Consider the following 13,797-nt stretch of genomic DNA (forward strand, 5'->3'; position numbering starts at 1 on the left):
GGAGTATGGCCAGATGATCAGACCTGAACTGGTGCGGGAGGCCGCCCGCCTCTGGCAGGAACACCTCGACACCGCATTCCCGGCAAACCTGCGAGGCGCCGAGTTCGAGGACATCGACATGGTGCTGCTCGATGCGGATGCCGCAGGCTGCGCCCACACGTGGATCAACAACGACGGCGCCCTCGATCCAGGGCGCCGACGCATCCTGCGGGCCTGCGTCGAAGACCTGGACCGAGTGGTTCCGCAGATCAGCGACCCGTCAGGTCGCGAGTACTACCAGCGGTTGCGCCAACTCGCCCTTCTCGTTTCACAAGTGCCTGACGCCGATTGAGATGCTTCCGAGGCGTCTGCCCGGTGCCACCGAACCCCCTCAGTCACCAGCATGGCCAGGGGCGCGCCCCGGCCGGGAGCGCGGGACACGCGGGTGCGGAGGGAGTCGACGGTGGCATCGGCCGGTCGCCGTGCTGGACGTCCGGCTGCCGCTCGCGCCGAGGGCGCTCGCGGGACTGGTCACGGCGGCCCTGCTGGGCTCGGGCCGGCGCGTGTCCCGCGCCGGCCCGGAGCCGTCGTAGCGCTCAGAAGGAGTGCGTCTCCACCGGCTCGCGCGCCTCGGCGCGGGCTCCGGACGCCACCACGCGCGAGGTGCCCGGGGCCCGGTCGAGGAAGCCCGCCGTGACGGCCACGGCGAGACCGGCCACGGCCAGCACCGCGCCGACCAGGGCCGGAGAGGTCCAGCCCCAGCCCGCCGCGATGGCGACGCCGCCGAGCCAGGCACCGCCCGCGTTGGCGAGGTTGAAGGCGGAGTGGTTGGAGGCGGACGCCAGCGTGGGGGCGTCCTTGGCCTTGTTCATCACCAGCATCTGCAGGGGTGTGGTCGTCATGAAGCCGACGCCGCCGAGCAGCACCACCATGACCAGGGCCGCCCACTGCACATGCACGGTGAAGGGGAAGACGACCAGGATGACGGCCAGGGCCCCCAGCGAGCCGTAGAGGGTGGGGCGCAGTGCCCGGTCGGTCAGCGGTCCCGCCGCCAGGGCGCCGAGCGTCATCCCGATGCCGAAGAGGGCGAGGACGAGCGTCACGGAGGACTCGCCGAAGCCCATCGCCTCGGTCGTCATGGACGAGAGGTAGGAGTAGACGGCGAAGACACCCGCGAAGCCGAGGACGGCGGTGAGCAGGCCGAGGACGACCTGCCGGTTGCCGAGCGCGCTCAGTTCACGGCGTACGTTCTGGTGCGCCTCGACGGGGATCTGCGGGACGAGGCGGGCGAGGGCGGCCATCGCGACCAGCCCGATCACGGCGACCACCATGAACGTGGCACGCCAGCCGAGGTGCTGTCCCAGCAGGGTGGCGGCGGGCACGCCGACGATGTTGGCCACGGTCAGGCCGAGGAACATCGTGGCCACGGCGCGCGCCTGGCGCCCGTCCGGCACGAGGCGCGCGGCGACGACCGCGCCGACCCCGAAGAAGGCGCCGTGCGGCAGCCCGGCCAGGAACCGCCCGGCCAGCAGCCAGCCGAAGTCGGGGGCGAAGGCGGAAGCGAGGTTGCCGACGGTGAAGACGGCCATCAGCAGCAGGAGCATCCGCTTGCGCGGGATCCTGGAGCCGAGACCGGTGAGCAGCGGGGCACCGAGGACGACGCCGATCGCGTACGCCGAGACGAGGTAACCGGCGGTGGGTACGGACGTTCCCAGATCGTCCGCGACGTTGGGCAGCAGCCCCATCATCACGAACTCGGTGGTGCCGATGCCGAAGGCGCTCACAGCGAGGGCGAGCAGGGCCAGGGGCATGGAGATGACCTTTCGGGCGGGGCCGCCCGGGCCGTGGAGGCCGGGCGGCGGCGATGTGTGCGGGAGCGTCGGCTTCGTTGCCGGGACGGGTTATGTACCCCGTCGGAACAAAGTCTCTCAGACGTTTTATGCCCGGACGTGAACATGCCGTTGCGTCGGGGTGTGATGTCTGCGTCACTCAGCGGCTCCGGCCCGCCCCGGCAGCCGGGACACCCCCGCGGAAGAGGACACCGCCAGCGCCCCCGCACCCGCGAGTGCCAGGCACATCAGCACGGCGCTCACCCAGACCGGGGCGCGGAAGCCGAAGCCCGCGCCGAGGGCCAGGCCGCCCAGCCAGGGGCCGGCCGCGGCGCCCACGTTGAAGGCGGCCGTGGCGAAGGAGCCGGCCAGCGTCGGGGCGTCGGGAGCCAGGTGGAAGACCCGGGTGATCAGCGTCGTCCCCGTACCGAAGGCCAGCGCGCCCTGGAGCGGGACGAGGGCGAGGGCCGCCGCCGGGTGGGCCGCGGTCAGGGCCAGCGCGGCCCACCCGGCGGCCAGAGCCGTCATGCCGAGCCCGATGACCGCGTGCGGGCGGGCGTCGGCCAGGCGCCCGGCCAGGGTGACACCCGCGAACGAGCCGACGCCGAACAGGGCGAGCACCACGGGCACCCAGCCGGCGCCGAAGCCGGTGACCCGGGTGACCAGCGGTTCCAGGTAGGAGAAGGTACAGAAGGTCGCCCCCTGCACGAGTGCCATCACCAGCAGGGTCCCCAGCAGCCGGGGCCTGGCCAGCGCGCGCAGTTCGCTCCGCGCGCTCACCTGCCGCGGTGCGTCGTCGGGCCGGCCGCCGGGGACGGCGACCAGCAGAGCGACGGCGGCCGGTACGGAGACGAGGGCCACGGCCCAGAACGCCGAGCGCCAGCCCCACAGCTCGCCGAGCGCCGCCCCCGCCGGCACACCCACCACGCACGCGACGGTGACCCCGCCCACGACCACGGCGGTGGCCCGCGCCCGCCGGTGCGGGCCGGCCATGGCCAGTGCGGTGACCAGCGCGACCGCCCAGAAGCCGGCGTTGGCCAGCGCCCCCACGACCCGGGTGGCGAGCAGCACCCCGTAACTGGAGGTCAGCGCGCCGACGACATGGGCGGCGACGAAGACGCCGAGGAAGAACAGCAGCGCCCGGCGCCGGGGCCAGCGGCGGCCGGCCAGTGCGGTGAGCGGCGCGCCGACCACCATCCCGACCGCGAAGGCCGAGGTCAGCAGCCCGGCTGCGCCGAGAGAGACGTGCAGGTCCCCGGCGATGCCCGAGAGCAGGCCGGAGAGCATGAACTCCGAAGTGCCCTGGGCGAAGACCGCCAGCCCGAGGACGTAAACAGCGAATGGCATGAGAAGGGAACCCCTTGTACGGAACCGTCGGAGGAACGAGCGGTGTGCAGGGGGATGCGGGCCGCGCCCGTCGTCACGCGCGGAGGGCGCGAGGACGGAGACACGGTGGAGTGTCCGGTATTCGTACGGGACATGAGAGCCGGCCCACACCGCCGCGGACGATCCGGCGATGGCCGACGACGCGACGGGGCGAAGCCCGGTGACCGCTGGGGCCGGGGCTTACGGCGTCACGGACGGGGCCACCGGCGGACCGGCGGCCGGAGTCTGTCGGACTCGGGGCTGGACATGCGTGAGAGCGTACCGCGTCCGTCGGAAGCGGCGGGCGCTCAGAGCTGCACGCGGGCCGCGATCGGGAGGTGGTCGCTGTCCGTCGCGGGGAGGGTCCAGGAGGCAAGGGGTTCGACGCCCCGCACCATGATCTGGTCGATCCGCGCCATCGGGAACGCCGCGGGCCAGCTGAAGCCGAAGCCGTCGCCCGCCGCGCCCTGGGTGGAGCGCATCTGGGAGGTGACCGCGTGCAGCGAGCGGTCGTTCATCGTGCCGTTCAGGTCGCCGAGCAGGACCACCCGCTCCAGCGGCTCGTCGGCGATGGCCTCGCCCAGCGCGTCCGCGCTGTCGTCCCGCTGGTTGGCGGTGAAACCCGCGTTCAGCTTGACCCGTACGGAGGGGAGGTGGGCGACGTACACCTTGACCGGGCCCTCCGGGGTCGTGACCGTGGCACGCATCGCGCGGGTCCAGCCCAGCTTGATGTTGACGGGGCTGGAGTCCGTCACCGGGTACTTGCTCCAGAGACCGACGGTCCCCTGGACGGAGTGGTGCGGGTAGCGGTCGGCGAGCGCGTCCTCGTACGCCGCCACCTTGCCGCCCGGCAACTCCTGCAGGGCCACGATGTCCGCGCCGGAGCCGGCGACCTGCTGGGCGGTGCCCGCGGGGTCGGGGTTGCCCGCGTTGACGTTGTGCGTGGCGACGGTGAGATCGCCGCCGGTGCCCGACTTGTCGTCGAAGAGCAGGCCACCGAAAAGGTTGAGCCAGACCGCGACGGGCAGGACGAGGGCGATCGACGCCGTCGCGGAACGCCGGACGAGACCGAGGACGAGCAGCAGCGGCACGGCCACGCCGAGCCAGGGCAGGAACGTCTCGATGAGGCTGCCCAGGTTGCCCACGGTGTTCGGGATCTCGGCGTGGAAGACCATCACGAGGGTCAGGAGCACCGAGCAGAGCGCCAGGATGATGCCGCGCCGCCAGATGCCCCGGTCGGAGGCCAGTCTGTGACGCAGGGCCCGGAGCCGGGAGCCCGGCCGCGCACCCGCGCCGACGTCTTCGGTGTCCGCCCTGTACGCCTGCACCATTGCGCTCGTCCTCACTGCCTTGCCGTACACATCACCGCGCCTGTCGACCCTAGGCGATGAGCGACGCGGTTCTCGCCGTCGACGACGGCCGTACTGCCACCAGGACGACCGAACCGGACCGGCGAGTTCCGGCCATGATGAGGGAGGCGCGGCTTGTGACAGAACACTCACACAGGGGCAGCCTTCGATTCCACAGCTGTGACCTGGGCCTTCGCCAGGCGCGGCACGAGGCGCCTTCCTCGTCGAGACCTCCGGCCCGTCGCCCGGCGAGGTTCACCGCGCACGGTGGGCGGGCCCACTTCCCCGGAACGCTCGCGGGATGCCACCATGGAAGGGATCCGGGGACGCCGTCAGGGCGCCTCGAGATGACGAAGGAGCCGTTGGCCATGTCGCTTCAGGCTGCGCAGAACCAGCCCGCCACACCTCCCGCGGGCCCCACTCCCGGTGCCGGCAAGGCCCTGTACGGGGGCAAGAGCACCCGCCGCATCACCGTCCACGACATCGCCGCCGCCAGTGAGCGCGGCGAGAAGTGGCCGATGCTCACCGCCTACGACGCGATGACCGCGTCCGTGTTCGACGAGGCCGGGATCCCGGTCATGCTCGTCGGCGACTCCATGGGCAACTGCCACCTCGGTTACGAGACCACCGTGCCCGTCACCATGGACGAGATGGCCATCCTGTCGGCCGCCGTCGTGCGGGGCACCAAGCGCGCCCTCATCGTGGCCGACCTGCCCTTCGGGGCCTACCAGGAGGGGCCGGTCCAGGCCCTTCGCAACGCCACCAGGCTGATCAAGGACGCCGGTGTCGGCGCGGTCAAGCTGGAAGGCGGCGAGCGCTCCCACGAGCAGATCCGGCTCCTGGTCGAGGCGGGGATCCCGGTCATGGGCCACATCGGCCTGACCCCCCAGTCCGTCAACGCCATGGGCTACCGCGTGCAGGGCCGTGGCGAGGAAGCGGCGCAGCAGCTGCTGCGCGACGCGAAGGCGGTGCAGGACGCGGGCGCGTTCGCCGTCGTCCTGGAGCTCGTCCCGGCCGAACTGGCCGCCGAGGTGACCCGCACACTGCACATCCCGACCGTCGGCATCGGAGCCGGGCCCGACACGGACGCGCAGGTGCTGGTCTACACCGACATGGTCGGCCTGACCGGCGGCAAGGTCCCGCGCTTCACCAAGCAGTACGCGAACCTGCGTCAGGTGATGACCGACGCCGCCAGGGAGTACGCCGAAGAGGTCGTCGGCGGCACGTTCCCGGCGGCGGAGCACACCTTCCACTGACGCCCACACGACCACTGCCGCACCACCGACAGCCCGCCGACTTCCCCCATCGGCGGGCTGTCGCCTGTTGTCGGCCCGCTGTCAGCGACATGTCGGTGACTTGTCGGTGGCGGCTGGTCTGATGGTGTCCATGACGCGAAACGACAAGAACCGTGAGCACGGCAGGAACGCCGTCGAGGTGCGGGGGCTGGTCAAGCACTACGGCGAGACCAAGGCGCTGGACGGTGTGGACCTCGACGTGCGCGAGGGCACCGTCCTCGGCGTGCTCGGACCCAACGGCGCCGGGAAGACCACCCTCGTACGCTGCCTGTCGACCCTGATCCTGCCCGACGCGGGGCACGCGGTCGTGGCGGGCTACGACGTCGTGAAGCAGCCCCGGCAGCTGCGCCGCACCATAGGCCTGACCGGGCAGTACGCCTCGGTCGACGAGAAGCTCTCCGGCTGGGAGAACCTCTACATGATCGGGCGGCTGCTCGACCTGCCGCGCAAGAAGGCCAGGTCCCGCGCCGACGAACTGCTGGAGCGCTTCTCCCTCACCGACGCGGCGAAGAAGGCCGCGATGGACTACTCCGGCGGCATGCGGCGCCGGCTGGACCTGGCCGCCTCCATGATCGGCAGCCCGGCCGTCCTCTACCTCGACGAGCCGACCACGGGACTCGACCCCCGTACGCGCAACGAGGTCTGGGACGAGGTACAGCGGATGGTCGCGGAGGGGGCGACCGTGCTCCTCACCACGCAGTACATGGAAGAGGCCGAACAGCTCGCCGGCGAGCTCACCGTCATCGACCACGGAAAGATCATCGCCCGGGGCGGTGTCGACGAGCTCAAGGCCAAGGTCGGCGGCCGCACCCTGCAGATCCGGCCCTCCGACCCCGCCGAACTGGCCGCGATGGCGCAGGCGCTGCGCGAGACGGGTCTCGACGGCGTCGCCGGCGCCCAGGCGGTCCCGGACGAGGGACTGCTCTACGTACCGATCCTCAGCGACGAGCAGCTGACCGCGGTGATCGGGCTGCTCGGCACCCGGGGCTTCTCACTCGCCCATGTCGCCACCGCGCTGCCCAGCCTGGACGAGGTGTTCCTCGCCATCACGGGCGACAAGGCCACCACCGTCACCGACACGATCCCCCAGGAGGTCGCGGCATGAGCACGACGACTCTGACGCCCACCCCCACCGACGCGGCCGCGTCCGCACCGGCCAGGACCCTCCACGACGAGGGCCGGATCGGACTGCGGAACAACCTGCGCCACATCGGGGCGCTGGTGCGGCGCAACCTGCTCCAGATCAAGAAGGATCCGGAGTCGATGTTCGACGCGCTCCTGATGCCGGTCATCTTCGTGCTGCTGTTCGTGTACGTCTTCGGCGGCTCCGTCGGCAGCAGCCTGGGCGGCGACCGGCAGGACTATCTGAACTACCTGATCCCCGGCCTGATGGCGATGATGGGCATGAACATCGCCATGGCGGTCGGTTCGGGTGTCAACGACGACTTCCGCAAGGGGGTCATGGACCGGTTCCGCACGATGCCGATCGCCCGTTCCTCGGTGCTCATCGCCAAGATCGTGGTCGAGCTCGGCCGGATGACGGTCGCCACGCTGATCCTGCTGGGCATGGGCTTCGCGCTCGGCATGGAGCTCCAGGGGTCGGTGCTCGGGCTGGTCGGGGCGATCGCTCTGGCGGCCGCGTTCGGCGCCGCCATCATGTGGATCTTCATCCTGCTCGGACTGAGCATGAAGACGGCCCAGGCCGTTCAGGGAATGGGGATGATCGTGATGATGCCGCTCCAGTTCGGTTCCTCCATCTTCGCCCCGACGCAGACGATGCCCGGCTGGCTCCAGACGTTCACCGACTACAACCCGCTGTCCAACCTGGCCGACTCGGCCCGCGGACTGATGATGGGCGGCCCGCTCGGCAACTCGGTCTGGCTGACGCTCGGCTGGACCGTGGTCATCACCGCGGTGATGGCTCCGCTCGCGGTGTCCAAGTTCCGCAAGAAGTCCTGATCTCCGTTCACTGTGCGCACGCGTCGACGAGGGCGACGGCCTCCTCCAGGGAGAGGCCGACGCCCTCGTCGTACGCCGTCCCGTAAGCGGCGTCCCCGAGAACGCCGCGGACGGCCTCCTCGGCCGCGGTGCGGTTGCCCCGCTCCATCGACGTCGGCACATGCCCCTTCGGCAGCAGCGCCCTTCCGGCGGCCAGCAGCCGCGCCGCCGTGACGGCCCGGCGCTCCCCGCCGAGCCCGCCCAGCGCCCGCGCCACGGTGACCAGGTAGTGCACGTTCATCTGCGGTGCCACGATCTGCGACAGCCGGTCGTCGGACCGTGCCAGCGCCTCCCGGCTCCGGGCCAGGGCCTGCGCGTACAACCCCTCCTGACTGTCCAGCCAGGCCAGACCGCCCAGCACGAACGCCTGGAAGAACTCCACCGTGGACGCGGAGCTGAACTCCTCCTGCAGCGTGACGAGCTGTTCACGGGCCTCGACGGTGCGGTCGGACGCCCCCAGCCACATGGCCAGGAAGAACCGGGCGAACGCCGTCCCCTCGTGCCCCGCGTGCCGCCCCTCGACGAGCACCTCCCGGAAGATCACCTCGGCCTCCGGGCCGCGGCCGAGCTCCACCAGCGCGGCGGCGTACCGGGTGCGGAGCACCAGCACCTGGGCCTTGGCACCGAGCTTCTCCGCGTAACCGATCGCGGCCTGGTAGTCCTCGGCCGCCCGGTCGAAGTCGCCCGTCTTCTCGTTGGCCTCACCGCGCGAGGAGAGCGCCTCCGCCGCGCCCCAGTCGTCGCCGAGACGGCCGAAGATCTCCAGGCTCTCGTCGGCGTCCGCATGGGCCTCGCCCGCCCAGTCGGGACGGTTGGCCAGGACGTTGGCACGCACCTGGAGCGCGGAGGCCAGCTCCCACTCGTATCCGAACTCCCGGCAGGCGCGGACCCTCTCGTCCAGCAGTGCGCGCAGATCCGAGATGTCCCCGGTGAACATGACGGCGAAGAACCAGAGCGAGCCCGGACTGCGGCAGGTCTGCGGCTGTCCCGGCCGGTAGGTGCCGGCGATGACGCGCAGGCGCTCCATGCCCCCCGCGTTCATCCAGGCGTCCATCGCGTCGTCCATGCCGGCCAGCTGGACCAGCGCCACCTCTCTCCGTGCCTCCTCGAGCAGCTCGGGGCCCATGGGAGGGGGCGCGTCGGTGCAGCGCTCGTGGAGGGAGGGCGCGGGGCGGGCGGGCCCGGCGAACGGGTCGGGACCCAGCTCGGCGGCGGCCTCGGCCCACTGCAGGGCATCGCTGCGCAGATCGCGCATCTGCCAGTACCAGGCGAGCGAGAGCACCATGCAGAACGCTTCCTGCTCGTCGCGGGCGGCGATGGCGCGCCGCAGGGCGGTGCGCAGGTTCTCGTAGTCCCGCTGGAGCAGTTCGAGGGCGGCGAGCTGTCCGGCGCCCCGGAGTTCGGGGTCGGTCGTCCGGGCCAGCTCCCGGAAGAACACGAGGTGCCGGCGTTCGACGGCGTCCCGCTCCCCCGCCTCGTCGAGCCGTTCGCCGGCGTACTCACCGACGGTCTCCAGGAGGCGGTAGCGCATCCGGCCGTCCGTGGCGGGGGCGGCCACGACGAGGGACTTGTCGACCAGCGAGCCGAGCACCCCGGCGACGTCGTCGGCGTCCCCCGGCCGGTCCGTGCAGACCGACTCGGCGGCGGCGAGCGTGCAGCCGCCGGAGAAGACCGACAGCCGGCGCAGGGCGGCGCGTTCGTCCTCGTCCAGGAGGTCCCAGGACCAGTCGACGACGGCCCGCAGGGTCTGCTGGCGGGGCAGTACGGTGCGGCTGCCGCTGGTCAGCAGACGGAAGCGGTCGTCGAGGCGGTCGGCTATCTGACGCGGGGTGAGCATGCGCAGCCGGGCGGCGGCGAGTTCGATCGCGAGCGGGAGCCCGTCGAGGCGGTGGCAGATCTCGGCGCAGGCCGCCGCCGTCCGCTCGTCCGCGTCGACCCGGAAGCCGGACAGTGCGGCGGCGCCGCGCTCGGCGAGCAGGCGCAGCGCCATCGGGCCGGGCAGCGGGTCGACCGGCCGGACGAACTCGCCCGGTACGCCGAGGGGTTCACGGCTGGTCGCGAGGACGGTGAGCCCCGGGCAGCGGGCCAGCAGATGGTCGGCGAGGGCAGCGGCCGCCTCGATGAGGTGCTCGCAGTTGTCCAGGAGCAGCAGCATGCGACGCCCGGAGCAGTGATCGGTGAGCCGGGCGAGCGGTTCGCCCGCGCCCCGCTCCGCGGCCCGGAGTTCCTCGGCGCCCGCACCGCGCAGCACGGTCTCGCGGCCGCCGAGGGCGGTGAGGACGGCCTCCGGCACCGCTTCGGGGTCGTCGACCGGTGCGAGCTCGGCCAGCCAGACGCCGTCCGGCCAGGCGGCGGGGCCGACGGCTTCGGCGGCCTCCTGGGACAGCCTGGTCTTGCCGGCGCCTCCGGGGCCCAGGAGAGTGACCAGCCGGGCCCGGGTCAGGTCCTCGCGCAGGCCGGCGATGTCCGTGTCACGCCCCACGAAGCTGGTGAGCCGGGCCCGCAGATTGCCCGGCCGGGCGGCGAGGGGTGCGGCGGGCGCGGAGACCGGGGCGGGCGGGCCCTGGTGCAGCAGCCCGTCGTACAGGGCGCGCAGCGCGGGGCCCGGGTCGGTGCCGAGCCGGTCGGCGAACAGGGTGCGCACCTCGTCGTACGCCGAGAGCGCCTGCGCGGTGCGTCCGGCGTCCCGCAGCGCCCTGATCCGGAGGGCCTGCAGCGGCTCGTCCAGCGGGTGGTCGGCGCAGAGCCCGGCGAGTTCCGGCAGGGCCTCGTCGGCACGGCCCAGTGCGAGGACGGCCTCGACGCGGGTCCGGCGGGCGTCCAGCCGCCTCGCCTCCCAGCGGGCGGCCGCCACGGCGCGGTCCGGCAGGTCGGCGAGGGCCGGCCCGCGCCACAGGGCGAGCGCCTCGTCGAGGACGGTGGCGGCCTTCGCCGCGTCGCCGTCCCGCAGCGCCCGGGCGCCCTCGCCCGTGAGCCGCTCGAAGCGGTGCAGGTCGACGGCGTCCGGCTCGGCGACGAGGCGGTAGCCGTTCGCGGCCGATCCGACCGCGTCCCGCCCGAGCGCCCGCCTGAGCCGGCCCACGAGTGCCTGAAGAGCACCTGGGGCGTCGACGGGCGGGTCACCGTCCCACACCTCGTCGACGAGCACCCCGGCCGGGACCGCCCGGCCGGGGCTGAGGGCGAGCACGGTGAGCAGGGCGCGCAGCCGCGCCCCGCCGAGGGCGACGGGAGTGCCGTCGGAGCGCAGAGCGCGGGTGGTACCGAGGATGCCGTAGTGCACGCGCCCATTGTCCGTGAATGCCTCGCCCTGCGGGGAACTGCCACCCACCTGTGAGACGTTCTCGCGGTGTCACCCGTACTCTCGGGGGCTCCAGCCGCCGTCCAGCCCCAGGAGTGCCGCCGATGACCACCGCGTTCCGCCGACCCAGCGACCGGCGGGTCAGCCCGATCTTCCTCGGGATCGTCGCCGTCATGGCCGTGTCGGGCTGGGCCGTGTGGACGGGCTTCGCGGAGCAGACCGGCTTCGCGGTCTTCCTGTTCGTCACGGCGGCGTGGATCGTCTCGCTCTGCCTCCACGAGTACGCGCACGCGCGCACCGCGCTGCACAGCGGCGACATCTCGATCGGGGCGAAGGGCTATCTGACGCTCAATCCCCTGAAGTACACCCATGCCCTGCTGAGCATCGTGCTGCCCGTGCTGTTCGTGATCATGGGCGGCATCGGTCTGCCGGGCGGGGCCGTCTACATCGAGCGGGGCCGCATCAGCGGGCGCTGGAGGCACAGCCTGATCTCGGCGGCCGGCCCCCTGACGAACGTGCTGTTCGCGGTCGTCTGCACGGCCCCGTTCTGGCTGGGTGCCCTGGACGGCGTCCCGCTGTCCTTCCGCCTCGCGCTGGCGTTCCTGGCGCTCCTCCAGGTGACGGCGGCGATCCTGAACTCCCTGCCGGTCCCGGGCCTCGACGGCTACGGCGTGATCGAGCCCTGGCTGTCGTACAAGGTCCGGCGTCAGGTCGAGCCGTTCGCACCCTTCGGGCTGATCGCGGTCTTCGCGCTCCTGTGGGTCCCGGAGGTCAACGGGTTCTTCTTCGACGCCGTGGACGCGCTGCTGCGTGGCCTGGGCGTCAGCGAGGTCGAGACCTACTGCGGGCTCGACACCTACCGCTTCTGGCAGGAGTGGTTCGGCGACCAGGACCCGGGCTGTGCGCTGATCCGCTAGGGCCTGTCCGACATGCCCCAGGGGCTCACGCCGCTTCGGCGCGTGACTCCGCCTTGTGCCGGCGCAGGTAGAACCACGCCATGTTCGACGAGAGGCCGGTCAGCAGCACCCATACGACGCCGGGCAGGATGCTGCCCTGGACGAAGGAGACCACGGCCGCCACGGCGGTGAGGGCACAGACGATGGTGGCGTAGAGAGCGAGGCGGGGCATGAGGGCTGGTGCTCCTGTCCGGGGATGGTGCGCGGTCCCGTCCAGTGTCCCTCATGCCCGATTCGGCTCCGGGCAGGGCCTCACACGTCGGTGGTGCGCAGCCCCGCGTGTGCCTTGTAGCGGCGGTTGACGGAGATCAGGTTCGCCACCAAGGACTCGACCTGGTGCGCGTTGCGCAGCCGGCCGGCGAAGATGCCGCGCATCCCGGGGATACGGCCCGCGAGCGCCTGCACGGTGTCGGTGTCGGCGCGCGCCTCCCCCAGCACCAGCACATCGGTGTCGATCTCCTCGATCGTCTCGTCCTGGAGGAGCACCGCGGACAGGTGGTGGAAGGCGGCGGTGACCCGGGAGTCGGGCAGCAGGGCGGCGGCCTGCTCGGCGGCACTGCCCTCCTCGGGCTTCAGGGCGTAGGCGCCCTTCTTGTCGAAACCGAGCGGGTTGACGCAGTCGACGACGAGCTTCCCGGCGAGCTCCTCCCGCAACGACTCCAGGGTCTTGGCGTGGCCGTCCCACGGCACGGCGACGATCACGACGTCGCTGCGGCGCGCGCACTCCGCGTTGTCCGCGCCCTCGACGCCGTGGCCCAGCTCGGCGGCGGCGGCCTCGGCACGGTCGGCGGCGCGCGAGCCGATGACGACCTTCTGCCCGGCGCGGGCGAAGCGGTAGGCGAGGCCGCGGCCCTGGGGACCGGTCCCGCCGAGTACGCCCACGGTCAGGTGTGACACGTCGGGGAGGTCCCAGGGGTCCTTGGCAGGGGGCTTGGGGGCGCTGTCGGCGTCATTCGTAGTCATGGCGCCGACACTAGTACCAGGTAGCGGGCCGCACCCTCAGCCCGTGGCTGTGCGACACGCAACACGGCCGGACGTTCCCGTTCGGGTGGATCGCACGCGATCGGGCCGCCGAGGCACCGGGAGAGCGGCATGATGCCGGGCCATGGATGCCGTACGTGTCGCGTTGCTGCGTGAGGTGCTCGCCGGGACGGAGTGGCCGGCGGCGGCCCGGGGGTTCGCCCGGACCCTGCGGGCGTCGGTCGTGCCGCAGGGCGGCGGACTGCTGCTGGTGGGGACCGAGGAGTACGAGCCGTGGCACATGGCCGCGCACCTGGTGGACGAGTCCACCTGGTCGGGCCTGCCGCAACTGCGGCCCACGCTCGTACGCCACCGGGTGGAGCCGGACGACCCGGTGCACCTGGCCGTCGGTCTGGGCCGGATCGAGACGGCCGGGCGCGGCGAGACGCTACTCGTGGTGGCGCCCGAACAGCCGGACGGCGGCCTGCTGGAGCGGGTGCACGACGCGCGGCGCGCGGGGGCGACGGTGCTCGCGCTGGACGGCGGCGACCCGGAGGTGCGGGGCCTCGCCCATGAGGCGCTCACGGTCCGCGACGGCGACGACGTCGACCTGGACACGGTCCAGCACCTGGTCAGCGCGGCCGCCGGGGAGAACGGCGCCCCCTCCCCCCGGGGCCGGCGCACGTTCCGCGACCGCCTCTCCCGCCTCGCCGACCAGCTGACGGCCCCGCCCCCGGCCCGCTGGTGAAGGGCCGCTGTCACGGCGTC

The 13,797-nt window shown here is 72.6% G+C and carries 12 protein-coding genes; 6 read left to right on the forward strand and 6 right to left on the reverse strand.

The genetic code is table 11. The annotated features are described in order from the left end of the window. The first annotated feature begins 13 nt into the window (after nucleotides 1-13). Nucleotides 14-331 (forward strand): hypothetical protein, encoded by a 318-nt coding sequence (locus tag ACZ32T_RS02320; protein WP_467364920.1) that lies wholly within the window; start codon nucleotides 14-16, stop codon nucleotides 329-331. Nucleotides 332-575: 244 nt separating this feature from the next. Here the strand turns inward: ACZ32T_RS02320 and ACZ32T_RS02325 are convergent, their stop codons facing one another. The 3 genes from ACZ32T_RS02325 to ACZ32T_RS02335 all read right to left on the reverse strand — a co-directional run bounded on the left by ACZ32T_RS02325 (nucleotide 576) and on the right by ACZ32T_RS02335 (nucleotide 4,504). Then, entirely contained in the window at nucleotides 576-1,790 is a 1,215-nt protein-coding gene (locus ACZ32T_RS02325; protein WP_467273199.1) for an MFS transporter, read from the reverse strand. A gap of 174 nt (nucleotides 1,791-1,964) precedes the next feature. Next, nucleotides 1,965-3,155, reverse strand: a complete 1,191-nt coding sequence (locus ACZ32T_RS02330) for a Cmx/CmrA family chloramphenicol efflux MFS transporter (protein WP_467273200.1) — start codon at nucleotides 3,153-3,155, stop codon at nucleotides 1,965-1,967. Nucleotides 3,156-3,481: 326 nt separating this feature from the next. Further along, a complete protein-coding gene (locus ACZ32T_RS02335) occupies nucleotides 3,482-4,504 on the reverse strand; it encodes an endonuclease/exonuclease/phosphatase family protein (RefSeq protein ID WP_467273201.1) in 1,023 nt (340 codons plus the stop codon). Between the two features lie 386 nt (nucleotides 4,505-4,890). Between ACZ32T_RS02335 and panB the strand changes: the two genes are divergently transcribed. From panB to ACZ32T_RS02350, 3 genes are all read left to right on the forward strand, one after another. After that, a complete protein-coding gene (panB, locus tag ACZ32T_RS02340; protein ID WP_467273202.1) occupies nucleotides 4,891-5,778 on the forward strand; it encodes a 3-methyl-2-oxobutanoate hydroxymethyltransferase in 888 nt (295 codons plus the stop codon). A 121-nt stretch (nucleotides 5,779-5,899) separates the two neighbouring features. Beyond that, nucleotides 5,900-6,922, forward strand: a complete 1,023-nt coding sequence (locus ACZ32T_RS02345; protein ID WP_467273203.1) for an ATP-binding cassette domain-containing protein — start codon at nucleotides 5,900-5,902, stop codon at nucleotides 6,920-6,922. Then, nucleotides 6,919-7,776 carry an ABC transporter permease gene (locus ACZ32T_RS02350; RefSeq protein WP_467273204.1) on the forward strand — a complete coding sequence of 286 codons (858 nt, stop codon included), beginning with the start codon at nucleotides 6,919-6,921 and terminating at the stop codon, nucleotides 7,774-7,776. Before ACZ32T_RS02345 ends, ACZ32T_RS02350 begins: the two co-directional genes overlap by 4 nt. Nucleotides 7,777-7,783: 7 nt before the next feature. On the opposite strand, the gene ACZ32T_RS02355 is transcribed toward ACZ32T_RS02350, so the two are convergent. Next, on the reverse strand, nucleotides 7,784-11,095 hold the full coding sequence (locus ACZ32T_RS02355) for a BTAD domain-containing putative transcriptional regulator (RefSeq protein WP_467364923.1): 3,312 nt from the start codon (nucleotides 11,093-11,095) through the stop codon (nucleotides 7,784-7,786). Between the two features lie 122 nt (nucleotides 11,096-11,217). Here ACZ32T_RS02355 and ACZ32T_RS02360 point away from each other — a divergent pair, with 122 nt between their 5' ends. Beyond that, nucleotides 11,218-12,030, forward strand: a complete 813-nt coding sequence (locus ACZ32T_RS02360) for a site-2 protease family protein (protein ID WP_467273206.1) — start codon at nucleotides 11,218-11,220, stop codon at nucleotides 12,028-12,030. 25 nt (nucleotides 12,031-12,055) lie between these two features. Here the strand turns inward: ACZ32T_RS02360 and ACZ32T_RS02365 are convergent, their stop codons facing one another. Both ACZ32T_RS02365 and npdG read right to left on the reverse strand, forming a co-directional pair. Then, nucleotides 12,056-12,241: a hypothetical protein gene (locus ACZ32T_RS02365; protein ID WP_467364924.1), complete on the reverse strand. Its 186-nt coding sequence runs from the start codon at nucleotides 12,239-12,241 to the stop codon at nucleotides 12,056-12,058. 80 nt (nucleotides 12,242-12,321) lie between these two features. Further along, the gene (gene npdG / locus ACZ32T_RS02370) at nucleotides 12,322-13,032 is read right to left on the reverse strand and encodes an NADPH-dependent F420 reductase (RefSeq protein ID WP_467364926.1); all 711 of its coding nucleotides are present in this window, start codon (nucleotides 13,030-13,032) and stop codon (nucleotides 12,322-12,324) included. A 142-nt stretch (nucleotides 13,033-13,174) separates the two neighbouring features. Between npdG and ACZ32T_RS02375 the strand changes: the two genes are divergently transcribed. Further along, complete coding sequence (locus tag ACZ32T_RS02375) at nucleotides 13,175-13,777, forward strand: hypothetical protein (protein ID WP_467273209.1); 603 nt, start codon at nucleotides 13,175-13,177, stop codon at nucleotides 13,775-13,777. Nucleotides 13,778-13,797: the final 20 nt, after the last annotated feature.

This window comes from Streptomyces sp. NPDC023573 (genome assembly GCF_055559735.1).